The 26212-nt window shown below is 42.6% G+C and carries 23 protein-coding genes and 1 riboswitch; of the genes, 21 read left to right on the top strand and 2 right to left on the bottom strand.

Going from position 1 to position 26212, the window contains the following annotated elements:
- Nucleotides 1-6 precede the first annotated feature (6 nt).
- From I595_RS03825 to metF, 11 genes are all read left to right on the top strand, one after another.
- Nucleotides 7-624, top strand: a complete 618-nt coding sequence (locus tag I595_RS03825) for a phosphoadenosine phosphosulfate reductase domain-containing protein (protein WP_054558094.1) — start codon at nt 7-9, stop codon at nt 622-624.
- A gap of 96 nt (nt 625-720) precedes the next feature.
- On the top strand, nt 721-1656 hold the full coding sequence (gene cysD, locus I595_RS03820) for a sulfate adenylyltransferase subunit CysD (protein ID WP_054558652.1): 936 nt from the start codon (nt 721-723) through the stop codon (nt 1654-1656).
- 76 nt (nt 1657-1732) lie between these two features.
- The gene (locus I595_RS03815) at nt 1733-2980 is read left to right on the top strand and encodes a sulfate adenylyltransferase subunit 1 (protein ID WP_054558093.1); all 1248 of its coding nucleotides are present in this window, start codon (nt 1733-1735) and stop codon (nt 2978-2980) included.
- 78 nt (nt 2981-3058) lie between these two features.
- Nucleotides 3059-5149, top strand: coding sequence for a HEPN domain-containing protein (locus I595_RS03810; protein ID WP_054558092.1), 2091 nt, complete (start codon nt 3059-3061; stop codon nt 5147-5149).
- Complete coding sequence (cobA, locus tag I595_RS03805) at nt 5142-5909, top strand: uroporphyrinogen-III C-methyltransferase (RefSeq protein WP_054558091.1); 768 nt, start codon at nt 5142-5144, stop codon at nt 5907-5909. Before I595_RS03810 ends, cobA begins: the two co-directional genes overlap by 8 nt.
- Nucleotides 5909-6487, top strand: a complete 579-nt coding sequence (locus I595_RS03800) for a precorrin-2 dehydrogenase/sirohydrochlorin ferrochelatase family protein (protein ID WP_054558090.1) — start codon at nt 5909-5911, stop codon at nt 6485-6487. Before cobA ends, I595_RS03800 begins: the two co-directional genes overlap by 1 nt.
- A 10-nt stretch (nt 6488-6497) precedes the next feature.
- Complete coding sequence (locus I595_RS03795) at nt 6498-7559, top strand: NAD(P)/FAD-dependent oxidoreductase (protein ID WP_054558089.1); 1062 nt, start codon at nt 6498-6500, stop codon at nt 7557-7559.
- Between the two features lie 189 nt (nt 7560-7748).
- A riboswitch (SAM riboswitch) is annotated at nt 7749-7896 on the top strand.
- A gap of 72 nt (nt 7897-7968) precedes the next feature.
- Complete coding sequence (locus I595_RS03790) at nt 7969-8970, top strand: homocysteine S-methyltransferase family protein (protein WP_054558088.1); 1002 nt, start codon at nt 7969-7971, stop codon at nt 8968-8970.
- Between the two features lie 24 nt (nt 8971-8994).
- Nucleotides 8995-9351 carry a four helix bundle protein gene (locus I595_RS03785; protein ID WP_054558087.1) on the top strand — a complete coding sequence of 119 codons (357 nt, stop codon included), beginning with the start codon at nt 8995-8997 and terminating at the stop codon, nt 9349-9351.
- Nucleotides 9351-12476 carry a vitamin B12 dependent-methionine synthase activation domain-containing protein gene (locus I595_RS03780; protein WP_054558086.1) on the top strand — a complete coding sequence of 1042 codons (3126 nt, stop codon included), beginning with the start codon at nt 9351-9353 and terminating at the stop codon, nt 12474-12476. Before I595_RS03785 ends, I595_RS03780 begins: the two co-directional genes overlap by 1 nt.
- Before the next feature lie 341 nt (nt 12477-12817).
- Complete coding sequence (gene metF, locus I595_RS03775; RefSeq protein WP_054558085.1) at nt 12818-13771, top strand: methylenetetrahydrofolate reductase [NAD(P)H]; 954 nt, start codon at nt 12818-12820, stop codon at nt 13769-13771.
- A gap of 11 nt (nt 13772-13782) precedes the next feature.
- Here the strand turns inward: metF and I595_RS03770 are convergent, their stop codons facing one another.
- Nucleotides 13783-15153, bottom strand: a complete 1371-nt coding sequence (locus I595_RS03770; RefSeq protein ID WP_054558084.1) for a DUF6055 domain-containing protein — start codon at nt 15151-15153, stop codon at nt 13783-13785.
- A gap of 109 nt (nt 15154-15262) precedes the next feature.
- Here I595_RS03770 and I595_RS03765 point away from each other — a divergent pair, with 109 nt between their 5' ends.
- Genes I595_RS03765 through I595_RS03745 form a run of 5 tightly spaced genes read left to right on the top strand, consistent with a single transcriptional unit; the run spans nt 15263 to nt 19443 of the window.
- The gene (locus tag I595_RS03765; RefSeq protein WP_054558083.1) at nt 15263-16363 is read left to right on the top strand and encodes an acyloxyacyl hydrolase; all 1101 of its coding nucleotides are present in this window, start codon (nt 15263-15265) and stop codon (nt 16361-16363) included.
- A gap of 11 nt (nt 16364-16374) precedes the next feature.
- The gene (locus tag I595_RS03760) at nt 16375-17193 is read left to right on the top strand and encodes a head GIN domain-containing protein (protein ID WP_245628220.1); all 819 of its coding nucleotides are present in this window, start codon (nt 16375-16377) and stop codon (nt 17191-17193) included.
- 16 nt (nt 17194-17209) lie between these two features.
- Entirely contained in the window at nt 17210-18280 is a 1071-nt protein-coding gene (locus I595_RS03755) for a serine hydrolase domain-containing protein (protein ID WP_054558082.1), read from the top strand.
- A 33-nt stretch (nt 18281-18313) separates the two neighbouring features.
- A complete protein-coding gene (locus I595_RS03750; protein ID WP_054558081.1) occupies nt 18314-18781 on the top strand; it encodes a hypothetical protein in 468 nt (155 codons plus the stop codon).
- A gap of 2 nt (nt 18782-18783) precedes the next feature.
- Nucleotides 18784-19443, top strand: a complete 660-nt coding sequence (locus I595_RS03745) for a metal-dependent hydrolase (RefSeq protein ID WP_054558080.1) — start codon at nt 18784-18786, stop codon at nt 19441-19443.
- A gap of 522 nt (nt 19444-19965) precedes the next feature.
- On the opposite strand, the gene gldA is transcribed toward I595_RS03745, so the two are convergent.
- Nucleotides 19966-20859 (bottom strand): gliding motility-associated ABC transporter ATP-binding subunit GldA, encoded by an 894-nt coding sequence (gene gldA / locus I595_RS03740; RefSeq protein ID WP_054558079.1) that lies wholly within the window; start codon nt 20857-20859, stop codon nt 19966-19968.
- Between the two features lie 353 nt (nt 20860-21212).
- Between gldA and I595_RS03735 the strand changes: the two genes are divergently transcribed.
- The 5 genes from I595_RS03735 to I595_RS03715 all read left to right on the top strand — a co-directional run bounded on the left by I595_RS03735 (nt 21213) and on the right by I595_RS03715 (nt 26169).
- The gene (locus tag I595_RS03735) at nt 21213-22040 is read left to right on the top strand and encodes a prephenate dehydratase (protein WP_054558078.1); all 828 of its coding nucleotides are present in this window, start codon (nt 21213-21215) and stop codon (nt 22038-22040) included.
- Complete coding sequence (locus tag I595_RS03730; protein WP_054558077.1) at nt 22037-23185, top strand: pyridoxal phosphate-dependent aminotransferase; 1149 nt, start codon at nt 22037-22039, stop codon at nt 23183-23185. Before I595_RS03735 ends, I595_RS03730 begins: the two co-directional genes overlap by 4 nt.
- Before the next feature lie 46 nt (nt 23186-23231).
- A complete protein-coding gene (locus I595_RS03725; RefSeq protein WP_054558076.1) occupies nt 23232-24098 on the top strand; it encodes a prephenate dehydrogenase in 867 nt (288 codons plus the stop codon).
- 203 nt (nt 24099-24301) lie between these two features.
- A complete protein-coding gene (locus tag I595_RS03720) occupies nt 24302-25384 on the top strand; it encodes a bifunctional 3-deoxy-7-phosphoheptulonate synthase/chorismate mutase type II (RefSeq protein WP_054558075.1) in 1083 nt (360 codons plus the stop codon).
- A gap of 110 nt (nt 25385-25494) precedes the next feature.
- Nucleotides 25495-26169: a head GIN domain-containing protein gene (locus I595_RS03715; protein WP_054558074.1), complete on the top strand. Its 675-nt coding sequence runs from the start codon at nt 25495-25497 to the stop codon at nt 26167-26169.
- Nucleotides 26170-26212: the final 43 nt, after the last annotated feature.

Raw genomic sequence — 26212 nt, 5'->3', positions numbered from 1 at the left:
GTAGTTATGTCAGAACATCAGTTGGCTGTTTGGAATGCACAGCTTAAGGGAATACCGCCACAAGAAATAATTGCATGGGCCATTCAGCATGGCCACACACCCGTGGTTACTACCAATTTTAGACCTTATGAGGTTGCCATTTTACACGCTGTCACGGATGTGGATAAGGAGATTCCCGTAATCTGGTGCGACACGGGGTACAACACCCCACAGACTTATAAGCATGCGGAACAGCTAATTGTGCAACTGGGACTGAACATCAAACTTTACGTTCCCAAACAAACATCGGCCCACAGGAATGTGGTTATGGGTATTCCATCCGTGGAAGACCCTTTGCACAAACTTTTTACGGAGCAGGTAAAACTGGAGCCTTTTGCAAGGGCCATGGAGGAGCATCGTCCAGATGTTTGGTTTACCAATTTGCGCCAGGGACAGACTGCGCATAGGGATGCTTTGGATATTCTAAGCCTGGGAAGGGACGGGGTATTAAAAGTAAGTCCTTTTTATTATTGGGACAATGCCCAATTGGACGCTTATTTGGCCGCCTACAATTTGCCCAATGAACACAATTATTTTGACCCCACAAAGGTCTTGGAAAACCGGGAGTGCGGTTTGCACATATAAAAGGAGCGTATAACACGGTACTTTATCCCTAGGTAAATTAAGATGCGGAGAAAGGGAGAAAGAAAAGCCAAAAATTTAAGAAATTTGAGTACTACCATACAAGACACCAAACGACCAGATGTCACAGGCCAAAAAAACGTACTACGGGTTAACGCCTTGGAAAGTGAGGCCATTTATATTTTTAGGGAGGTAGTGGCACAGTTTGAAAAGCCAGTGTTGTTATTTTCTGGAGGCAAGGATTCCATTACCTTGGTCCGCTTGGCACAGAAGGCATTTTGGCCAGCCAAAATCCCATTTCCGCTGATGCATATAGATACGGGCCATAATTTTCCTGAGACTATAGCATTCCGGGACAAGTTGGTACAAGAGCTTGGTGTAAAGCTTATTGTCAGAAATGTGCAGGATGCTATTGATGATGGAAAGGTCATGGAGGAAACTGGTAAGTATGCCAGCCGAAACAGCCTACAAACCACAACACTATTAGATGCCATTGAAGAATTTAGGTTTGATGCTTGCATTGGTGGGGCCAGAAGGGATGAGGAAAAGGCCAGGGCCAAAGAACGTATTTTTTCCGTCCGTGATGATTTTGGCCAGTGGGATGAAAAGAATCAGCGTCCGGAATTGTTTGATATGTTGAACGGAAACATTGAGCACGGGCAGAACGTTAGGGTATTTCCCATAAGCAATTGGACAGAGTTGGATGTTTGGAGTTACATACAAGAAGAGCAAATAGAAATACCTGCAATTTACTTTGCACATCGGCGACATACGTTTCTGCGAGATGGGCTCATATGGTCTGCTCAAGATGATGTGGTTTTTCGTTCAGAAGATGAAAAGGTAGAAGAGAGAACTGTAAGATTTAGAACTGTTGGAGATATGTCCTGTACGGCAGCCGTGGAATCCACTGCGGATACGATTCAAAAGGTAGTGGCAGAAATACGGGACTCCAAAATTTCCGAAAGAGGGGCACGTATAGATGACAAGCGGTCAGAAGCGGCAATGGAAAAAAGAAAACAACAAGGGTATTTTTAAAATCGTTATCGGTTGTTTGTTTTTAGTGTTGGTGCACATACTAACAGCTAGGAGCCATCAACTATAAATAGAACAAATGGAAGTATTGAAAATAGCAACAGCGGGTAGTGTTGATGATGGTAAAAGCACCTTAATAGGCAGGTTACTATATGATACCAAATCATTGACTGACGATAAAATTGAAGCTATCCGCAACAGCAGCGAGAAAAAGGGGTATGATTATCTAGATTTTTCTATGGCCACAGATGGCTTGGTTGCTGAACGTGAACAGGGTATTACCATAGATGTAGCGCATATCTACTTTTCAACAGCACGTAAAAGTTACATCATTGCTGATACACCGGGCCATGTGGAATATACTCGTAATATGGTCACCGGTGCTTCCACTTCACAGGTCGCCATCATTTTGATTGATGCTCGAAAAGGGGTCATAGAGCAAACCTATCGCCACTTCTTCATCAATAATCTTTTACGTATAAAAGATGTTATCGTCGCAATTAATAAAATGGACCTTGTGGGGTACGACCAAAGTGTTTTTGAAGATATAAAGCAAAACTTTGAAAAGCTCAATGCCAACAGTACATATATAGAACAAAATGCAACCTATATTCCCGTAAGTGCGTTGAAAGGGGATAACGTGGTCAAAAGTTCTAATGAAATGCCATGGTACAAAGGACATACAGTATTGGAACATTTGGAAAACCTTAAAGGTACAGATGTGCAGGAAGATGGTAATTTCCGATTCCCCGTACAGATGGTCATTCGGCCTAAGACCGATGAGTTTCATGATTTTAGGGGCTTTGCCGGAAAAATTAAGGGAGGTGATGTAAAGATAGGCGATGCAATAACGGTTTTGCCCTCGATGACCACGTCCAAAGTAAAGTCCATCTATTTTTACGATACGCCCTATGAATTGGCCAAAGCAGGTAGTTCCGTGACCATCACACTAGAAGATGAAATTAATGTTACTCGTGGGGATATGCTGGTTAAGACCAACGAACTGCCAAAAGTTGAAAAAGAAATTACAGCTACCGTTTGCTGGATGGATAGCAAGCAACTTTCCGCCGGATCTAGATATATCGTTCAGCACAATACCAACCAGGTGGTATCAAAAATTGCTGAAGTTGGAAATGTGGTGGAAACAGATTTTTCAGGCGAAAGTGAATCCTCAGGTTCGTTGAGGCTTAACGAAATTGGAGAAGTAAAAATAAAGTTGAGCAAACCGGTTTTTACAGATGCTTACAATGACAACAAATCCAACGGTGCTTTCATTTTAATTGATGAGCAGACCAATACCACCGCGGGAGTAGGATTTATCAAATAAATAGCAGAATCAAAATGGGTCTTATGAGGAACATTTTGTTGCAATAAAATCTACTAAAAAGATAGGATAAATAGAATAATGAAAAGTTTTAGAACGGAAATAGAGAATCCAGTAGTTGAGAAAGACATCCTTGAATTGGAACAAAAAATTCAGAAGTTCAAGAATGGTACTATTGACGACGAGAAATTCAGAAGTCTTCGTTTGGCAAGGGGAGTTTATGGTCAACGACAGCAGGGGGTTCAAATGATTCGGATAAAGCTTCCTTATGGCAAGGTCACTTCAAAGCAATTGCTTCGAATCGCAGATGTGGCCGATGAATATTCAACAGGGCGACTTCATATTACCACTCGTCAAGATATTCAGATTCATTATGTCGACCTGGAAAGAACCCCAGAACTTTGGGCGCAGTTAGAGAAAGATGAAGTCACCCTCAGAGAGGCCTGCGGAAACACAGTTCGAAACGTTACTGCTTCTGAAACGGCCGGAATTGACCCCAACGAACCTTTCGATGTGTCCCCATATGCCCAAGCTGTATTCGAGTATTTTTTGCGCAATCCTATAGGGCAAGAAATGGGGAGAAAATTCAAGGTTTCATTTTCAGCTACGGCTGCCGATACTGGTCTTTCGTACATGCACGATCTGGGTTTTATTGCCAAAATGGAAAATGGGAAACGTGGTTTTAAGGTGATGCTTGCCGGCGGATTGGGATCACAGCCAAGGCATGCAGATGTATTGTATACCTTTCTTCCAACCGATAAGATCATTCCGCTAATGGAAGGCGTCATCCGGGTTTTTGATCGCTACGGGGAACGCAAGAGCAGGGCAAAGGCAAGGTTAAAGTTTTTGGTAAAGGATTTGGGCGTAGACGGTTTCAAAGCGCTTTTAAAAGAAGAAGAACATGCCCTAGAGCAGTTTGTGTATCCTATTGATTACCAATCTTATCCTAAACCTAAAATAGCCCAAATCCCTATTCCTGTAGTTAAGATTAACGATCCGGCCGCCTTTAATCAATGGAAGTCCACCAATCTGGTGGCACAAAAACAAGATGGTTTTGTTGCTATTGGCATTAAAGTATTGCTGGGAGACTTTTATACGGATAAAGCACGGTTGTTGGCCAATTTGGTCCAAAAGTATGCCGCAGCAGAAATCCGTCTTTCCCTACGTCAGAATATTCTAATTCCGCATGTAAGAGTTGGGTTGGTGCCGTTTTTCTACCAAGAACTTTCCAAATTGGGGTTTGCCGAAGCTGGTTATAACAAGGCCTTGGATATTACGGCATGTCCAGGAACGGATACTTGTAATTTAGGAATTGCGAGCAGTACTGGTATTGCCAAGGAACTGGAACGGGTGATTAAGGCAGAATACCCACAGTATGTTAACAATCCAGATGTGGTCATAAAAATAAGTGGTTGTATGAATGCTTGCGGCCAACACAATATGGCTCATATCGGATTTCAAGGCATGAGCATCAGGACAAAGGAAAAATTGGTGGCTCCTGCGCTACAAGTACTTTTAGGGGGAGGTAATTTTGGTAATGGAAAAGCACGTTTTGCGGATAAAGTCGTAAAGATTCCAAGCAAACGAGGTCCACAAGCCCTTAGGTTGATATTGGATGACTATGAAGTCAATGGCAACGGACTGCTTTTTGAGGCCTATTACCAAGCAAAGGGAGAGCAGTATTTCTATAACTTTTTAAAGCCGCTAACGATCACGGATAATCTTGTCCAAGACGACTTTATTGATTGGGGAAATTCTGAAAAATACAAGAAGGAAATTGGTATAGGTGAATGTGCTGGTGTCATGGTAGATCTAATTGCGACCTTATTTTTGGAGAGCCAAGAAAAGATTGGGCATGCCCAAGAGGCTTTACAGGAAGAAAAATGGGCGGCAAGTATCTATTATGCCTACCAGTCCATGGTGAACTCTGCCAAGGCATTACTTACTGCGGAGCACACTAAGACCAATACGCACGCCAGTATCCTAAAGGATTTTGATCGTCTATTTGTTGATAGTGGAAGGATTCAGTTTACCGGCTCCCTTTCGGACATCGTCCTACAGTTAAATAAAAGCAGACCTTCCAAAGATTTTGCCAAAACCTATGTAGACGATGCCAAAATGGTTCTTGAGCAGTTGCAATCTTTCAGACAATCAGAGTTGGCCCATGTATAATAGCGGAAAATTTACGGTAGTTGGGGCAGGACCTGGCGATGCAGAATTGATAACCATCAAAGGGGTAAGGGCCTTACAAGCTGCGGAGGTGGTGTTGTATGATGCCTTGGTGAACAAGGAATTATTGTGTTTTGCCAAAAATGCAGAGCTCATTTTTGTCGGAAAACGGAAAGGTTGCTGTACGTACCAGCAGGATCAGATAAATGAATTAATCGTTCTTAAAGCCTTGCAGGGCAAAAATGTGATTCGGTTAAAAGGGGGGGATGCCTTTGTTTTTGGAAGGGGTGCGGAGGAGATGGAATATGCTGCATCATTTGGGATAGCGGTAGCTATGGTGCCGGGAATTTCCTCCTCATTGGCCGTTCCGGCTTCCCAAAATATACCAGTGACAAAGAGAGGTTCCGCAGAGAGTTTCTGGGTAATTACCGGAACCACAAAGAGCCATACGTTGTCAAAGGATATCGCCCTAGCTGCAAAATCAAATGCAACGGTGGTTATTCTAATGGGGATGTCCAAACTGGCAGAAATCGTTGGGCTCTTTAAAGAGCAGGACAAAGCAGATATGCCAGTGGCCATCATCCAAGAGGGTACTACGGAAAGGGAAAAAATAGGTGTGGGCACCATAGCCACCTTAGGGGAGGTAGTAAGGAAAAAGCAATTGACCAACCCGGCCATTATTGTTATAGGTGAGGTTGTACGGCACAGGAACCAATTAAGCAATATTCAGCAAAAGTACCAACGCGCAAAAGTTACGGCCTAATGGAAAGAAACAATCTATATCCCATTTTTTTAAAAACCGTTCAATTGGAGGTTTTGCTCGTTGGCGGAGGTTATGTTGCAGAAGAGAAGTTGCGCTTTCTCGCTAAATCCAGTCCAGATGCTAGCGTCACCATTGTAACGCCAATGATAAGGAAATCAACCTTGGAGGTGGCCAAAAGGATTGGGGCCAAAGTGAAATTAAAGAAATACCGAAGAAAGTATTTAAAGGGAAAACAGTTGGTGATTGCCACCACGGATGTTCCGGCCGTAAATGAAACTGTTTATCGTGATTGTAGAAAAAAGCATAAACTGGTAAATGTGGCAGATAACCCACCGTTATGCGATTTTTACATGGGAGGTATCGTCACCAAGGGGAATGTAAAAGTTGCGATCTCCACCAATGGAAAATCCCCAACTACGGCAAAAAGGCTTCGTCAGTTCTTTGAGGAGGTAATCCCAGATGATATCAACAAAATGGTGCTTAACCTGAATTCCTATAGAAAAACGATTAAGGGGGATTTTGAACAAAAAGTGGATAAAATGAACGAAATAACAGAAAACTTGGTAAATAGCAATTAACAAAGAAAGCATGATTACAACGGATATTTTGATTATTGGGGCAGGCCCAACAGGATTATTTACCGTATTCGAAGCGGGCTTGTTGAAACTAAAATGCCATTTGATTGACGCGCTTCCACAAGCTGGCGGGCAATGTTCTGAGATTTATCCAAAGAAGCCGATTTATGATATACCAGCATATCCCGAAATACTGGCAGGTGACTTGGTAGCGCGTCTTTTGGAACAGATAAAACCCTTCGAAGCAGGTTACACGCTGGGGGAACGGGCTGAAACATTGGAGAAACAGGCAGACGGTTCTTTTATCGTGACTACCAATCACGGCACTGCCCATCATGCCAAAGTCGTGGTCATCGCTGGCGGTCTTGGCTCTTTTGAGCCCCGGAAACCAGCCATTGTAAATATTAGGGATTATGAAGACAAGGGAGTAGCCTACATCATCAAGGACCCAGAAGCCTATCGGAATAAAAAAGTAGTCATCGCCGGCGGTGGGGATTCCGCTCTTGACTGGGCAATATTTCTGGCCGATGTGGCTAGTGAGGTAACACTGGTACATCGTAGAGATGAGTTTAGGGGAGCCTTGGATTCTGTAGAGAAAGCTGCTGAATTGGCCAAACTGGGCAAGATTAAATTACTCACCCAAGCCCAGATAACGGCACTCCATGGCCATGATATCCTAAGTGGGGTGGTAGTGCAGCACAACGACAGGGAAAAAGAGGATACCTACCTAGAAGTAGATGCCTTTATCCCCTTATTTGGCCTTTCGCCAAAACTGGGGCCAATTGGGAATTGGGGGCTAGACATTGAGAAAAATGCTATTAAGGTAAATAATGCCAAAGATTACCAAACCAACATTCCAGGGGTATTTGCCATAGGCGATGTCAATACCTACGAAGGAAAACTAAAACTGATATTATCTGGATTTCATGAGGCAGCGGTGATGTGCCAATACGCATATAAAATCATCCATCCCAATAAGCGTTACCTAATGAAGTATACCACAGTTGGGGGAGTGCAGGGTTTTGACGGTACTAGGAAGGAGGCCAAGAAAGAAGTGGTGCAAAGTATTTTATGAGTGTTAAGGTACGTTAAACCGTAATGGGCCATAAAGCTTGTTAGAAGTAGATTTATTTTAGTTAGCTCTAAATCCCTTGATTGTTAGAGGTCAGGGGGTTTTACTTTCTTGGACGTTGTAAAAAAACAAGGGATAATTTGTTTTAAACATCACGGTGTACTTTCTTTGTTCTAGTTCTTTTAAAAATTGAAGTTATCAAGAAAGGTGGAGGGATTAGACCCTTTGAAGCCTTAGCAACCTGCTGTTCCATACAGAGAAGGTGCTACATTCTACCCACTCCAAAACAACTTTGGGGAACCAACGGTTCTAGCGAACCTTTATTTGGGAAGGATAACAAAAAAGAATAGACCTCTTTTTCACTTTACTTGATAGCTCCTGTTTATAAACCCTATAAGGGAAAGATAAGTGTATGACAAAAATTGAGGAAATACTGCAAGAACGGATTTTAGTATTGGACGGTGCCATGGGCACTATGCTGCAGCGCTACAAGTTCACCGAGGAGGACTTTCGGGGCGAACGTTTTAAAGACTGGCCTTCGCCACTGCAGGGCAACAACGATTTGTTGTCGTTGACCCAGCCCGAAGCCATAGCTGAGGTACACCGAAAATATTTTGCAGCAGGGGCTGATATCGTGGAGACGAATACTTTTTCGGGAACGACCGTTGCCATGGCAGATTACCATATGGAGGATTTGGTCTATGAGTTGAATTATGAGTCCGCCCGAATTGCCAAGCAAGTAGCCCAGTCGTTTACGGATAAGGAACCCCAAAAACCGCGTTTTGTGGCAGGTAGTATTGGTCCTACCAACAAAACTGCAAGTATGTCCCCTGATGTTAACGACCCTGGATTTCGTGCAATTTCCTTCGATGAGCTGCGTGTGGCCTATAAACAGCAGGTAGAGGCCTTGTTGGATGGTGGTGCAGACATTTTGTTGGTAGAGACCATTTTCGATACTTTAAATGCAAAGGCGGCCCTTTTTGCCATCGAAGAGGTTAAGGAGGAACGTGATATAGAAGTGCCTATCATGGTAAGCGGTACGATAACCGATGCCTCGGGTAGAACTTTGTCAGGGCAGACCGCTGAGGCTTTTTTAATTTCAGTCTCCCATATACCTATACTTTCTGTGGGATTTAATTGTGCCCTGGGTGCAAAGCAGTTGACTCCCCATTTAGAGGTGATTTCGGCAAAATCCCATTTTTTTACATCTGCCCATCCCAATGCGGGGTTGCCAAATGCCTTTGGCGAATACGATGAAACACCAGAGCAAATGGCTTCCCAGATTAAAGAATATCTAGAAAAAGGATTGGTAAATATTATAGGTGGTTGCTGTGGTACTACCCCAGAGCATATCAAAGCGATTGCCAACTTGGTAAAGCAATATAACCCGAGGGAGTTGACAGTTTTCGGTTGATAGTTGTCATTAAATTATAAATAAATGGAATATACTGAGTTGGAGGTTTGGAAAGAGGCTAGAGTTTTGGTAAATGATGTTTATCAGATATCAAAAGCTTTCCCAAAGGAAGAAATGTATGGATTGACGAGTCAGATATGTAGATGTGCTGTTTCTATTCCATCTAATATTGCCGAAGGCTGTGGTAGAAGAACCTCTGCCGATACCATCCGGTTTTTGCATATTTCTCGTGGGTCTTTGTATGAATTGGAAACCCAATTGTTCATTGCTTTAGATCAAGGATACCTGAAAAAGGAAGATTTTGATAAGCAATTCAAACAGATATTAAAATGTAAAAAACTCATTAACGGATTCATCAAATATTACAAAAAGAATAATTGATGACTCAAGGCAATTCACATATACCGGCAAACAACAACCGACAACAAACATTTAGATACTTAAAGTTAAGTGGACTAGAACCATTGGTCATCACTCCGGAGAGCAATTTCGTCAATGTTGGTGAGCGCACCAATGTGGCGGGTTCCAAAAAATTCCTTCGTTTGATTAAGGAAGAAAGGTTTGAGGAGGCTTTGTCCGTAGCGCGGGAACAGGTGGAGAATGGCGCCCAAATCATCGACATCAATATGGACGATGGGTTGATAGACGGTAAGGAAGCCATGGTCAAGTTCTTGAATTTGATTGTGGCAGAGCCCGATATTTCTAGGGTACCCATTATGATAGATTCCTCAAAATGGGAAATCATAGAGGCGGGCCTACAGGTGGTTCAGGGCAAATGTGTGGTAAATTCCATTAGCCTAAAAGAAGGGGAGGCAGAATTTATCCGTCAGGCCAAACTCATTAAGCGCTATGGGGCAGCCATGATTGTGATGGCCTTTGATGAGGTGGGGCAGGCAGATAACCTAGAGCGTAGAAAGGAAATTGCAACCCGGTCTTACCGTATATTGGTGGATATCGTAAAATTCCCCCCAGAGGACATCATTTTTGACCTTAATATTTTCCCGGTGGCAACGGGAATGGACGAGCACAAGCGCAATGCGCTGGATTTTATTGAGGGCACCAAATGGGTGCGTGAGAACCTGCCGTATTGCAGTGTAAGTGGGGGCGTAAGCAATGTGTCTTTTTCCTTTAGGGGCAATAACCCGGTTCGTGAGGCCATGCATTCCGTTTTTCTATACCATGCCATTAAAGTTGGCATGAACATGGGTATTGTGAATCCAACATTGTTGGAGGTCTATGATGACATTCCCAAAGATCTCCTGGAACATGTGGAAGACGTGATTTTAAACCGAAGGGATGATGCTACGGAACGGCTGCTGGAATTTGCCGAGACCTTTCAGGGCAAGGCCAGGGAAAGCACCATTGACCTCTCTTGGCGAGTGGAACCTTTACAAAACAGAATAACCAGGGCCTTGGTCAAAGGGATAGACCAGTACATTATCCAAGACGTTGAGGAGGCGAGATTGGCGGCAAAGCAACCCATTGAAGTGATTGAGGGCAACCTCATGATCGGAATGAACGTGGTGGGAGATTTGTTCGGGAGTGGAAAAATGTTTTTGCCGCAAGTAGTGAAATCTGCCCGCGTGATGAAAAAGGCTGTCGCCTACTTGGAGCCCTTCATTGAGGAAGCGAAAAAAGCCCCCCAGCCCCCAAAAGGGGAGCAATACTGGGAGACTGCAAATCCGGTGTTATACGGATTATTGAAAGAGCACGCGAGAAAGATGCGAAGCCAACCCACAAAGGCTGAACAACTACTTTGGAGTGCCCTTAGCGTCAAAAATTTGGATGGATATAAATTTCGTCGTCAGCATATCATCGGTGAGTTTATTGCTGATTTTATATGCCTGAAGAAAAATTTGATCATTGAGGTGGATGGAAGCATTCACCAACTACCTGATAATAAAAAAAGCGATGCTGAGCGAACACAATGGCTTGAGCAACAAGGGTATCGGGTAATTAGATTCACGAATGATGAAGTTTTGGGCAATCTTGAAGGAGTTTTTGATGTAATCCTCAAAGAGCTTCAAGCTCCCCCTTTGGGGGCGGGGGGGGCTTCTGCCGGTAAAATTCTAATGGCCACGGTAAAGGGAGATGTCCATGATATTGGAAAGAATATTGTTTCCGTCGTTTTAGCATGTAACAATTATGAGATTGTGGATTTGGGCGTGATGGTGCCCCCAGAAAAGATCATCAATAAGGCCATTGAAGAAAAAGTGGATATCATTGGCTTGAGCGGATTGATTACGCCCTCCCTTGACGAAATGGTCTTTTTGGCCAAGGAGATGGAACGCCAAGACTTTAAAGTTCCCCTGCTGATTGGGGGTGCGACCACCAGCAAGGCGCATACGGCCGTAAAGATAGCCCCGGCCTATAGTCAGGCCGTAGTGCATGTGAACGATGCCTCAAGAGCGGTGACCGTGGTTGGGGATTTGTTACAAAAAGAAACCTCGGATACCTATAAAGAGAACATTAAATTAGATTATGACAGCTTTCGTGAGAAGTTCCTGAACCGAACCAAACAAAAAGAATACCTGACCTTGTCGCAGGCAAGAGCGAATAAGCACAGTATTGATTTTAAAGAAGAGGATATCAAAAAACCCAAGGAACTTGGCGTACAAATATGGAACGATTTTGACCTATCCCAGCTAACCGATTATATAGATTGGACCCCTTTTTTCCGTTCTTGGGATTTGCATGGCAGATATCCTGAAATCCTAAAGGATGCTATCGTTGGTGCACAAGCCACAGAATTATTTGATGATGCCCAGGCCTTACTGAAAAAAGTTTTGAGTGAAAAATTGTTAATGGGCAAGGCCGTTTTTGGGTTGTTCCCGGCAAATCAGGTAAATGATGATGATATTGAAGTCTCCCCCTTGGGGGGAGATTTAGAGGCGGCTGTTTTTCGCACTCTCCGTCAACAGCTCAAAAAACGGGAAGGTGTGCCCAATATCGCATTGGCAGATTTCATCGCCCCAAAAGAAAGTAGTATTCAAGACTATATCGGGTGTTTTTGCGTATCGGCCGGATTTGGGACCAAGGAACTGGCAAATGAATTTGAGAGGAAGCACGATGATTATAATGCCATAATGGTAAAAGCCTTGGCAGACAGGTTGGCCGAAGCTTTTGCAGAATACCTACACAAGGAGGTCAGAACCAAAAACTGGGGATACGCTTCTGATGAGGATTTGGACAATGTAGCTTTAATAGATGAGAAATATAGGGGAATCCGTCCTGCGCCAGGTTATCCTGCCTGCCCGGACCATTTAGAAAAACTGACCATTTGGGAACTGTTGCGAGTAAAGGAAAATATTGGGGTAGAGCTAACGGAAAGTTTGGCTATGTGGCCGGCGGCCAGTGTCAGCGGCTATTATTTTGCACATCCTGAAGCCAAATATTTTGGGTTGGGTAAAATTAAAGAAGACCAGTTAAAAGATTATGCCCATAGAAAAGGAATGGACTTGGAAATGGCAAGGAAATGGTTGGCGCCCAATTTGGTGGATGATTAATCGCTGATGGTTGTTTATTTATAGTTAAAAGTATCACCATGGAATAAACGGATGCAGATGTTTGGAGTGAATTTAGAAAATGGGTAAAAATGATTTACGAGACAACAAAACCTTTTCGGAAAGAAGAAGTTTTGGGCCAACCAATCATATGCTAAAGGCGCACTATATGATTTGAAAACTGGGCTTTATTTATCCTATTATGCGAAACACTTGGATTACCCAACATTTGAATGAGTGCTAAATCAAATTAAAGTTTGTAAGCAGTTGTAAAAGGGTTTTAGTAATTAGTAGTCATAAAAGTAGCCATTAACCATGAACCAAAGACAATCAACTACAGTGTAATGAAAGTAACCAAACATATAGAAAAGGCTAAGGGAGAGACCCTTTTTAGTTTTGAGATTATTCCTCCGGTAAAGGGAAAGAACATACAGGAGCTTTATGATAATATTGATCCCTTAATGGAGTTTAACCCTCCTTTTATTGACGTTACCACGTCCAGGGAAGAGTATGTCTACATTGACCGTGATGGCCTGTTGGACAAAAAATTAACCCGCATGCGCCCAGGGACGTTGGGTATTTGCGCATCTATTAAGCACAAGTACAACGTAGACGCTATTCCACATGTGCTTTGTGGTGGCTTTACCAAGGAAGAAACGGAATACCTGTTGGTGGACTGTCATTATTTGGGCATAGATAACGTGATGGCCCTACGGGGGGATGCCATGCGTGAGGAAAAGTATTTTAAGGCTACCGAGGGAGGACATCCCTATGCGGCAAGCTTGGTGAAACAGATTCAAGAACTGAATTGTGGGAATTACCTACATGAGGTGATCGAGACGGATGATTGTGCGGATTTCTGTATAGGTGTTGCCGGATATCCTGAAAAACACATGGAAGCACCATCCTTACAATCGGACTTAAAACGCCTTAAGGAAAAAGTGGATTTAGGAGCAGATTATGTGGTGACCCAAATGTTCTTTGATAATGCCAAATATTTTGAGTTTGTGGATGCCGCCCGCGGTGCAGGGATACAAGTGCCCATTATTCCGGGCATCAAACCTATTGCCATAAAAAAACATTTGCAGTTGTTGCCGCAAGTGTTTAGCATTGACATCCCCCAGGATTTGGTAGATGCCGTGGAAAAATGCAACTCCAACAAAGAAGTACGGCAAGTAGGGGTGGAGTGGTGCATTCAACAATCCAAAGAATTAAAAACGGCGGGCGTTCCTGTTCTTCATTACTATTCCATGGGAAAATCTGACAATATTAAAAAGATAGCCAAGGAGGTTTTTTAGCACTGTTTTAGCTATTCAGAAATGGTAATGCTATAACCATAATTTTGTGTGGAGGTAAAATGTTCTGGAACAGCTACGATAATTAAATAGCCTTCCACCAGATTATTTTCAAGGTTTAGGTTAAAGCTTCCACTTATGTTATTGTTCATGGTAATGGTCTGTACTTCGGATTGCCCTTTTGTAACAAACCTAGCTTCAAAGTGACTCAAAGCCCCTTCTGAGCCTTCCTCATTTCCGTTGAAAGAAATGTTGTAAGTGCCATTGGGAATGTTTTCCAATTTAATAACATTATAACCCCAACCTCTGGGTTTCAATTCTGCTGGAGGAATATGGGTTCCTAAAAAGTTTTCCGGAATTAAAGAGATAGCGTAAGGTTTTCTATTGGATAAATCCGCTACGTTATTTAATTCTTCTTTGGCACGGGCTACCTGTGGTCTGGTAAGGTAGTCAAAGTCTAAGGTGTTTCTGGCTGCCCAATTAGCAAAAATATTTCTCAGTCGTTCTCCCCCAATATTTTCAAAATGATAATTTTGGGGACTTAAATCAGTTTTAGAATAAAAACCATCCGTGATTAAATTTTCTCCCACTCCTTCTTGACTGGTCATATAATATAACCAAGCCTGCATCGCATATTGTCTGACCTGGTACAACCAATCTGTTGGGTCACCAACAGCTTCATTGTCAAAGCTGTGCCATAGCGCTAAATGGGGGTTGGAGGTCAGTGTTTCAATTTCTATAAAGGTATCTACTGCTTCAGGATTTCTGCTCACCGCATACCATTGAGCGCTAGACTCCGTATACCAAGCAGTGTCACCGCTATATTTAAAACCAGGACTATTGCTAGAGTACTGAAAAACATGAAAACCTTCATGTAGCAAATTATTATAGTCTAAATGAGCTCCTTCTGGTAAAGTCATATAAGGAAGGTCAAAGCGGTTTGTGCCCACTCCATTTGCCCAACCATCAGGTAAATTGTCCTGTTCTCCATGGTGAATATAGATATTGAAGAAAACCCCGGCAGCAACATTTGGAGGGTCTTGCATTCCTAGATTGGTCAAACAGTCTTGTCTTAAGGTCTTAAAGGTTTCGAACATGAATTCAATATCATCTTCATGGTCAAAACGCTTGTCCCACCAGATGGCGAACACATCATCAGTAACGACAATATAATCTTGTTCGTTGGCAAATTCTGACTCTAAAGTTAATTGAAGCGGATTGTTGGATAGGTCTGTTTCCTGTTCTTCTTCCAAAGTTGCCGTAGGGTCAATACTATGCTTACTTTCCTTACTGCAAGCGTTTAACAGGAAAGCGAAAAAAATATAACCGAATAATACATAACTAAGTTTGATACCAATTTTCACGGTTATTTTTTGAGTTCTCATAATTAATGGTTTCTATTATAACAGTTCAGAACGGATTTACCCTAATTGCAACTATTTTAAAAGTAAAGGTTTTTAAGTGATCATTGAATTATAGGTTACATTTGTGCGGATGAAAAAATTTATTTTTTTATTCTCTCTATTATGGAGTTGTTTTACCCATGCGCAATCTGCTGGAGGAAATAACAAATTTGTAGTGGATTTTTCCAGTTTTTCCGGCGTGGTATTGTTGCACAACCCAGATATTTCACACTTGATTTCTGAGCATCCCCGGGGTTTTATCCTGGGCTGGAACAGAAAACGTTTTGGCGAAGAAGCTTGGGAGGCAGACTATGGGTATCCGGATACCGGTTTCACCTTCACCTATCAGAATATGAGAAATGCCACCTTGGGTGAAAATTACGGCCTGTATGCGCACTACAATTTCTATTTCTTTAAACGAAATTTGCAGTTACGGGTAGGTCAAGGACTGGCCTACAACACCAATCCATATGATAGAAACACCAATTTTAGGAACAATGCCTATGGTTCCCATCTGTTGAGTTCTACCATGCTCATGTTAAATTATCATAGGGAAAATATCATTGCCGGCCTTGGTTTTAAGGCGGGGCTTTCCCTGATTCATTATTCCAATGCCAATTTTAAGGCGCCCAATACATCTACCAATACCGCCGCGTGGAATTTAGGGATCACCTATGATTTGGATGGCGGTGAACGTTATGAATACATGCCCAAACAGCCCCAAGAAAAAATAAAAGAACCAATACGGTATAATTTGGTGTTTAGAAGTGGTTTAAATGAAAGTGACGTTATTGGCTCAGGGCAATATGGCTTTGCTATTTTTTCTGCCTATGCGGATAAAAGATTAGGCCGTAAAAGTGCCCTGCAATTGGGAACGGATGTGTTTTTTTCCAACTTTTTAAAAGAGTTGATACGTTTCCAGGCTACCTCGTTTCCTGAAATGGAGGTAGCGGCAGATACCGATTTTAAAAGGGTGGGTGTGTTTATGGGCCATGAGCTTTTTATAAATAAAATGAGTATTGTTACCCAGTTGGGGTACTACGTGTACTATCCTTTTGATTTTGAGGGTAGGGTGTATAACCGTATTGGTCTAAAGCGCTATTTTGGGAATAACATATTTGGCAGTGTTGCCTTAAAGGCCCATGCCGCCGCCGCAGAGGCGGTGGAATGGGGCATAGGTATTAGGCTATAGATGATTAAACTATGAACAGTAAAAACAACTACAGGAAATTTGGCCGTAACAAGGAGGGCCCTTCCATGGTCTGTTTTCTTTCTTCTATTTTTCTTCTATCAGTATTCTTATTCTCCTGTAATTCGGAAAATGCCCCGGATTGTTTTCAGAACGCCGGCGATTTGATTCGGGTTAACGCGGACCTAGGGGAGTTTACCTCAATTACGGTTTATGAAAATTTAAACTTGGTCATTAAACAAGGGGATGTGTATAGGGTTGAAATTGAAATTGGGGAGTTTCTATTGAATGATATCTCCGCAACCCTTGTGGGGGACCGCCTTGTCCTACGCAATGAAAATGCCTGCAATTATGTGCGCGATTATGGCATTACCACAATCTACGTTACGGCACCCAATATCTCTGAAGTACGTAGCAGTACCGGAGGGCTTATTTCCAGTGAGGGTATCCTTGGGTATCCCAGTTTGCGCTTAATATCGGAGAGTTTTGCAGAACCTGAGGCAGCTACCACGGATGGTGCTTTTGATCTGCAGGTAGCGGCCAATAGCATTGCCGTACTCGTTAACGGGATTGCATTTGTGAAACTTAGGGGGCAAACGGATAATTTCTCCGTGAATGTTCCCGCTGGTGATTCTAGGATTGAGGCCCAAACGCTAATTGCCCAAAATGTGACAGTAAACCACAGGGGTTCCAATGATATTTTTGTACATCCGGAGCTGCGACTATCAGGTATTATACGTGGCTATGGTAATGTGATCAGTGTAAACCGCCCCGCCGAGGTTGAGGTGGAAGAAACCTTTAATGGTAGGTTAATTTTTAGGGATGATTTATAACCTATTCATGTAAACCATGTTTTCTTTTATTAAAAAATTGTTGGGAACCAGCCCAACGCCAAAATCGATCGTAGGTCTGCAAGGAGCGGCCCTTGCCGATGTTTTGTTTTACAATGCGATTATTGGGCAGAAAGTTCCCGGGCTGTCCGTAACCGCAACAAGGCAAGGCGAAATTCTCCTTCAAAAAGGTTATGGATGCAGCAATTTGGAGAATCAACGCCCCATAAACCCTTCCAAAACCCTGTTCCGTATCGCCAGCATTTCTAAATGTATCACTGGACTGGCCTTGGGGAAAATGGTGGAAGAAGGCCTGTTGGATTGGGATGATTCCTTCTATGATCATGTACCCTATTTTCCCCCAAAAAAATATGACTTTACCTTAAGGCAATTGGCCAGCCATACGGCTGGAATACGCGGCTACAGGGGTAAGGAGTATGCTTTGGATATGCCATACTCCATTAAGGAAAGCTTGGCTGTATTTAAAAATGACCCGCTACTTTTTGAACCGGGCCAAGGCTATCTATACAATAGTTTTGATTTTGTCTTGCTGTCCCTGGCCATGCAAGAAGCTTGTGGTATACCTTTTGAGGCGTACGTGCGGGAAAAAGTGCTGCACCCATTGGACATGTACCAGACATTTACCCCTAGGGATGCCGTCCCAAAAGACCAATTGGCCCGTTTTTATACGCCAAGAACCTCTGGGTTTAAGAAGGCCGTCAACGTGGATAATTTTTATAAACTGGCCGGTGGGGGCTACATATCCACGGCAACCGATATTGCCAAACTAGGCGAAGCGGTTTTGCTCCAACAACTGTTGTGTCCCAAAACCTATGGGCAATTATTGCAGGCACAGAGGGTCAAAGGCAAGAATACCTATTATGGACTTGGTTTTCAGGTGAGTGAGGATGCAAAGGGTAGGCTTTTCTATGGGCATGTGGGCAGCAGTGTGGGGGCCTATTCCAATCTTTTTGTATATCCCAATGAGCGCATGGTAATTTCCATATTGGTCAATTGCACAGACCCTAAGCTACAATCTTATTTTGATGAAGCCATTAATGCACTGCTGGAACATGAAGCCTTAAGTTAAAAAAGCCTATTTTAGATTTCTAAACCTGAAGTTATGAAATGTACCTTAACCATATCCCTGTTTTTTGTCCTTACCTTCCATTCTTTTGCGCAGGAACTCAGTGTTTTTTCTGGATTTTGGGCACCGGAGTATTACCAAGATGATGTTAAAATAAGCAAGCAAGAAGCAAAGTCACTGCTTTTGTCCTATCAACCTTCCGAGCAGTTTTGGAAGAAAAAAATAACCAATGAAACCTTGTTTTATGTTTCTACGGTGGCCCAGTTGGGCTTTACCATTTGGACGATAAACGAATTGTCCAATGATGGGAACAATGGCAATGCTGCCGCGCCAGCGGGATTATTGGGAACATTGGTGCTAAGCGCCATTTTTTTGAACAATACCGGAAAAAATGCAAAAAAGGCCATTCTCACCTATAATGCACAATTTGATAATAGAACCACTACGTTTAGGTTGGTTCCGGTAGGAAACACCAATGGATTGGGCCTTGCCTTAAAGTTTTAGCCATGTTCGTAGGTCATTATGCAGCCGCATTTGCCTTAAAGGGAAAAGAAAAAAATGCTTCTTTGGGTTGGCTTTTTATCGCCGTCCAATTTGTGGATTTTTTATTCTTTCCTTTCGCTTTATGGGGTTTGGAAACTATGGATTTTGTACCCGGCTTTACGGAGACCAATGATTTTAAAATGGAGTTTCCGCTGACCCATAGTTTGTTGGGTACCGCTATTTGGGCTGTACTTTTTGCGCTCATTTACTACCTAATCATCGCTAAAAAATACCAAAACGCCAAAAGGGTAGCATGGATATTGGGACTGGGAGTACTGTCCCATTGGTTTTCAGATTTTTTGGTGCATACGCCCGATCTACCGTTGATCAAAGGGGAGCCTAAATTAGGATTAGGGCTATGGGAAAATAAATTGGCCACGTTTTTGTTGGAAGCGGTACTACTGTTGTTGGCCTTGGGATATTATCTTAAACGTACCAAGAGACAAAACAAACTGGGAAAGTATGCTGCCATGGGTTTGGTGCTATTTTTAATTTTGGTGAATTATCTGAATTACTATGTGTTGCCTCCAAACAATGATTTGGCCAGTTTAACAGGGTCTGCCTTACTTTCCTTTTTATTGCTGGCAGGAATGGCTTTCTGGGTAGACAGGAAAAGGGCTTAGGAAATAGCTTGGGCAATTTTTCACAAGTGTAAGTACATCCAGCACATCCCTAGGTTGTGTTTTTGTGTTGATCCACCACAATCGAGGCACTACTTGGCACAAAGGAAAACGTTCTCGCACGTCATAAAACGTGCCATTTGTCATGACCTTATCCACAATAAACCGTAAAACATCGCTAACGTTGCTTGGCTCATCTGGACTTCTTTTGTAATAAAGTATCCATTACTTCCGGAATGGCGAACCAAACAGCCCCCTTTTGATGTTATGTCCTGTGGTGCTCCAAAACCGCATCAATCGTACTAAGAACTCAATTGTTTCATGGCATCCCATCCTCTCTAAAGTTGATAGTGGATTTGGCCCGAACGGGTTTTGTTTTTACAGGGTAAAAGTAAGTGCCTGATGTGATTTAAAATGGACCAAGTAACCCTCTTCAAAGAAAATGCTGGACTAACATGATTTCACAGTAGCCCAAGTGTTCATACCACTCGACCGATTGAAATGGATATGGTTTAGCGGGGCCGATTAACTTGTTAGTTCCGTAAACAAGCTTTCCAAATTTTTGTTTTTCCTACTTAATTGTAGGGTCTTTAGTTCGTTGTCATGTGCAAAATCAAACACGGCGGGGCGCATATCTATTTCTGTGTTAAAAACAATATCGTACACAAAACCACCAGTATTTTTTACCGTCTTTACATGCGGTAGCTGTTGCAGCAACACTTCTTCTACCCGATAATCAAACTCTACCTCTATGACCTGTTCTTCTGCTTTCCTTAGTTCTACCAGTTTTTTATCGGCTACCACCTCTCCCTTATTGATGATGATGACCCTGTCACAGACCGCTTCTACCTCTTTCATGATGTGGGTAGATAACAAAATGGTTTTTTCCTTGCCAATCTCCCGGATAAGTTTTCTGATTTCTATCAATTGGTTGGGGTCCAATCCGGTAGTAGGTTCATCTAGGATAAGCACCTCCGGGTCATGTAATAGCGCCGCCGCTAGGCCCACCCTTTGCCTATATCCCTTGGAAAGTTGCCCAATTTTTTTATGTGCCTCCGGGACTAGGCCTGTGAGCTCAACCACATTCCTTACCCTGTCTTTGGGGGCATGATGAAGATTTGCATGGAAATTTAAATATTCCCTTACGTACATTTCTAGGTACAGTGGGTTGTGTTCCGGTAGATAACCGATACTTTTTTTTACCGCCTTATTATCCTTTTGAACATCAAATCCATTGACTATGGCCTTGCCGGAATCAGCAGTGTAATAGGTAGTCAATAGCCGCATCATGGTGGATTTACCCGCCCCATTAGGACCTAAAAACCCTACAATTTCGCCCTTGTCCACGGAAAAGGAAATATTGTTTATGGCTTTTTGGGCTCCAAAGGTTTTGGTGATGTTTGTGACGGTAATGGACATGAATACAAGTTTTCTATTCAAAAATAGGTATTCTCAGTTGAGAATATGGTTTTCATATTCGTAAGAAATGTAATTTTTGAAGTCTTTATTTTCAGTGAATGGCTGTTTTCTTAAAAAAATCCAAAAAAATCTAAGAACTCACTTTGATTTCTCAATGGATTATCGAATATTAGCACCGTAAGAAAAGAACAATGAGCAAAACATATTTCTGGAACGGTTTTTATTTCTATTTCTTTTTTAAGAGAGATACGGGACTGTGCTAGTATATATCAAGTATAAAATCACTTAAAGTCCCGATGTAACATCGGGACTTTTTTATTGCCGGAAATTTAAATGGTTAGCGTAAGTAGAATATGGGTTTAAAAGTAGCCATACAAGGAATTAAAGGGAGCAATCACCACCAGGTCGCCATCAACTATTTTGGCGGGGACGTAAGTCTGGTACAATGCCTTTCCTTTGATCAACTGATAGCCCATCTGATTGCAGGGACCGCAGACCAGGCAGTAATGGCCATAGAAAATTCCATTGCAGGTTCCATCATCCCCAACTATAATCTTATTTACCATAACAACATACACATTGTAGGGGAAAGCTATCTCACCATACACCATCACCTTATGGTACAAAAGGGCGTATTGCTAAAAGATATCAAGGAGGTAAGCTCGCATCCCATGGCATTGCTGCAGTGCAAACAGTTTTTTAAGGAATATCCGGAAATAAGATTGATGGAAGACGTAGATACCGCCGAAACTGCCAAACGGATAAGCGAGAACGGGCTTAGGACCACCGCTGCCATAGCGCCTAAAGTAGCGGCAGAATTATATGGCTTGGAGATTATTGCATCGGACATACAGACCATAAAAAACAATGCCACCCGATTTATCATTCTTAAAAAGCAGAACAAGCTTTTGCCTGAGGAGGAGATCAATAAAGCTTCTGTACGTTTTATTACCGATCATAAGCGGGGCAGTTTGGCCACCGTGCTGAACGTAATGAGCGATTGCAGTTTAAATTTGACTAAAATACAGTCACTACCGGTGATAGAAACCCCATGGAAATACGCCTTTTTTGTCGATATTACTTTTGATGCGTATGACGATTTTAAAAAGGCAAAATCCCTATTACAAATCATGTCCGAGGATTTTAGGGTCTTGGGCGAATATAAAAATGCATTAAAATGATCGTAACTTCGGATAGGCTGGCATCGGTTCAGGAATATTACTTTTCCAAGAAATTAAGGGAGGTCAGGGGACTCATGGCTCAAGGTCGTCCCATCATCAACATGGGTATCGGTAGCCCAGATCTGCCACCTTCGGATGAAACGGTGCACACCTTGCAAACCGTATTACAAGATAGCAAAGCGCACCAATACCAAAGCTATCAAGGTTTGCCAGAACTGCGCGGGGCCATGGCAAATTTTTACGCCTCAAAATTTGGGGTAATCGTTGATGCCGATACCGAATTATTGCCCTTAATGGGGTCTAAAGAGGGCATCATGCACATTAGTATGGCATTTTTAAATGTGGGTGATACCGTGTTGATTCCCAACCCGGGTTACCCTACCTACAGCTCGGTCACCAAATTACTGGGTGCCAAAGCGCAATTGTATGATTTAACGGAGGCCAATGGTTGGTTGCCAGATTTAGAGGCTTTGAAAAAACTGGATTTGGGCAAGGTAAAATTAATGTGGATCAGTTACCCAAATATGCCCACCGGCGCCCGTATAGATATGGAGCGCATGATGGCCCTGGTAGATTTTGCCAAGGCCAATGATATTTTAATTGTCAACGACAACCCCTATAGCTTTGTTCTCAATAATGAGCCAACAAGTATTCTACAGGTGAAAGGGGCCAAAGATGTTGCGCTTGAACTTAATTCCCTCAGTAAAACATTTAACATGGCCGGTTGGCGGGTAGGTATGGTTTTGGGAAGTGCGGCGCATATTACGGCCGTCCTTAAGATAAAGAGCAATATGGATTCCGGGATGTTTTATGGTATCCAAAAAGGGGCTGTTACCGCCTTGCAAAGTGGTGCTAGTTGGTTCCATGGATTGGATGAGGTGTATCGTAAGAGGCGTCAATGCATGTATGCCCTTGTGGATAAAATAGGTGCCACCTATGACAGGGATGCAGCCGGTATGTTCGTATGGGCAAAATTACCCGCAGGTTCCAAAACTTCCGAAGATTTTATAGATGAATTGCTGTATGATAAAGATATCTTCATCGCACCGGGCACAATTTTTGGAAGTAACGGAGAAGGATATATTAGGTTTTCGCTTTGCGTGGAAGAAGAAAAAATTCGGGAAGCAGTAGAAAGGTTCAATTAAAAAACAGTGCATAATTCCTCCTTTTGAGGGGATTTGGGAAGGGTTTATGAAAGTAGCAATAATAGGTATTGGGTTAATAGGAGGTTCTTTTGCCAAGGATATACGTAAACTCTATCCAGAGGCAACCTTATGGGGAATTGATGCCAATGAAGACCATCTGCAAAGGGCGTTGGAACTTGGTTTGATCGATGCTGAAGCGGCCTATAAGGACCTTACGGATGCCACTATGGTCTTAGTGGCCGTACCTGTAGATGTGTTAGTGCAGGAGCTCCCAAAAATTTTAGACGCCGTAGGTGAAGAAACTGTTGTTTTTGATGCAGGTTCCACAAAGGCGATGATTTGCGCCACGATTGAAAACCACCCAAAACGGCGGAACTTTCTTGCGTGCCACCCCATCGCTGGAACGGAATTTTCAGGGCCGGATGCAGCTATGGCACAGTTGTACAAAGGCAAGACCAATATCATCTGTGAAGTGGAAAAAACAGCGTTTAAGCTGCAAGAAAAAGCGCTACAACTCTTTCAGGAAATGGGAATGCGTATCCGCTACATGAATGCAGATGCACATGACAAGCATATTGCCTATGTATCCCACCTATCACACATTAGCTCTTTTATGTTGGGAAAAACAGTAATTGAAAAAGAGAAAAACGAACGCGATATCTTTGATATGGCTGGGAGTGGATTTGAAAGTACCGTGCGTTTGGCCAAAAGCTCACCTGCCATGTGGACCCCAATTTTTAAACAGAACAAAGCCAACGTTGTAGAGACCTTGCAGGAATATATCCAAAACTTGGAGCAGTTTAAACAGATGTTGCTAGAAGATGATTTTAAAGGAGTTTATGAAGAAATGAACAATACCAACAAGATAAAACAGATATTAAACGGAATACCAATGAATGGGAATGTTGATTAGTCTGCATTGGGCCATAAGCCGCAGCTGCTAGCAAACAACCAACAACGAACAACAAAAAACCAACAACCAACAACGAACAACAAACAACCAACAACCAACAACCAACAACGAACAACCAACAACCAACAACGAACAACGAACAACCAACAACCAACAACCAACAACGAACAACGAAAAACGAAAAACGAACAACACATATACCTATGGAAAATTCAAAAGAGATGAGAACGTGGTTGGATGATATGGCGCTGCCTCATCCTTTGGTCATTGCAGGCCCTTGCAGTGCAGAAACGGAAGAACAAGTTTTAAAAATAGCCCATGAGCTTAAGGATACCGATGTAAACTATTACCGAGCGGGTATTTGGAAACCAAGGACTAGACCAGGTAATTTTGAGGGCGTTGGCGCCATTGGTCTAAAGTGGTTACAAAAGGTAAAAGCAGAAACCGGATTGAAAACCGCCACTGAAGTTGCCAATAAGGCCCATGTGGAACTGGCTTTGGAGCATGACGTTGATCTATTGTGGATAGGTGCTAGATCAACGGTAAGTCCATTTATCATGCAAGATTTGGCAGATGCCTTGGAAGGGACGGATAAGATTGTCTTGGTCAAAAACCCGGTAAATCCAGATCTAGCCTTGTGGCTTGGGGGCATAGAGCGGCTGCATACCGCTGGCATCAAAAAACTAGGAGCTATCCATAGAGGGTTTTCCACCTATGAAAAGTCCAAATATCGTAATATTCCGGAATGGCAACTGGCCATTGAGTTCCAGAACCGTTTTCCAGATTTACCCTTGATCAACGACCCTTCCCATATTACCGGGAAGCGGGATATGATTTTTGATGTTTCGCAAACTGCTTTGGATTTGAATTTTGACGGTTTGATGATAGAGACACATACCGATCCCGATAATGCTTGGAGTGACGCTGCACAGCAGGTAACCCCACAAACCTTGGTACAGATTATGAGGGATTTAAAGATTAGAAAAGAAGATGATCAAGAAGCCGCCTATAATGCGGAACTGAGTAACTTACGTGCACAGATTGATGTTATTGATCAGCAGTTGATCGAGACTTTGGGGAAACGGATGAAGGTGGCAGACAGCATTGGAGCGCTCAAAAAGCAAAAAAATGTGGCCGTGTTACAAACCAATCGTTGGAACTCAATTTTAGGTAAGATGATTTTGGAAGGGGAATCCAAAGGACTTAGTGAGGAGTTTGTCCTAAAAATGTTTAAGGCCATTCACCAAGAATCCATCAACCATCAAGAAAAAATCTTAAAGGCTTAACCCATCTTGGGGTTTGCTACAGATAAAAAGCCGTTTCATTAGAAATGGCTTTTTTTGTTCAAAAGTGTAACAAACGCAGTTTTGCCTAGTCATTAGAAAAACACAGAGATATGAAAGCGATACCAACTTTTGTCTTTTGCTTATTTTTTATGGGGGGCTTTGCCCAGGAAATTATTGATAAAAATGTAGGGGAGTTCAATGAAATAAAGGTTTTTGACTTGATAGCGGTTAACCTGATTCCGTCAGATGACAATAGAATTGTCATAAAAGGTTGGAATACGGAAGATATCATATGGTCCAACAAAGCCGGTGTTTTAAGATTAAGGATGCAGTTAGACAAGAAATTTACCGGTGAGGATACCCTTATTGAGGTGTTCTATACGGATACCGATGTAATAGACGCTAATGAAGGTGCCCAAATAACTTGTAGCGAGCTTGTTCAGCAGAATAAAATAGAGCTTAGGGCACAAGAGGGGGCAAGAATAAAAATAGGAATGGATGTTTCCGTTGCGGAAATCAGAGCTGTCACCGGGGGCATTGTGGAAGCATCCGGCCTTGCCAAAAATCAAGAAATAGTGGTGAATACCGGCGGGATTTTTGAAGGTAGGGAACTTAAATCACAAATATCCGATGTTAAGGTTTCTGCCGGGGGAGAAGTAGAAATATTTGCTTCGGAAAGGGCGGATATCAATATTAAGGCCGGCGGTGAGGTTTATGTCTACGGCAATCCCGCAGAACTGCATAAAAAGACCTTGGTAGGAGGGAACATCACCATAATGGACTAGGAAGTCTTACAATAATGTAGCAAACCTAAAAAGGCCCAAACAT

This window comes from Croceitalea dokdonensis DOKDO 023, from assembly GCF_001306415.1.
Classification (GTDB): domain Bacteria; phylum Bacteroidota; class Bacteroidia; order Flavobacteriales; family Flavobacteriaceae; genus Croceitalea; species Croceitalea dokdonensis.
This window is presented reverse-complemented; position numbering and strand designations above follow the sequence as displayed.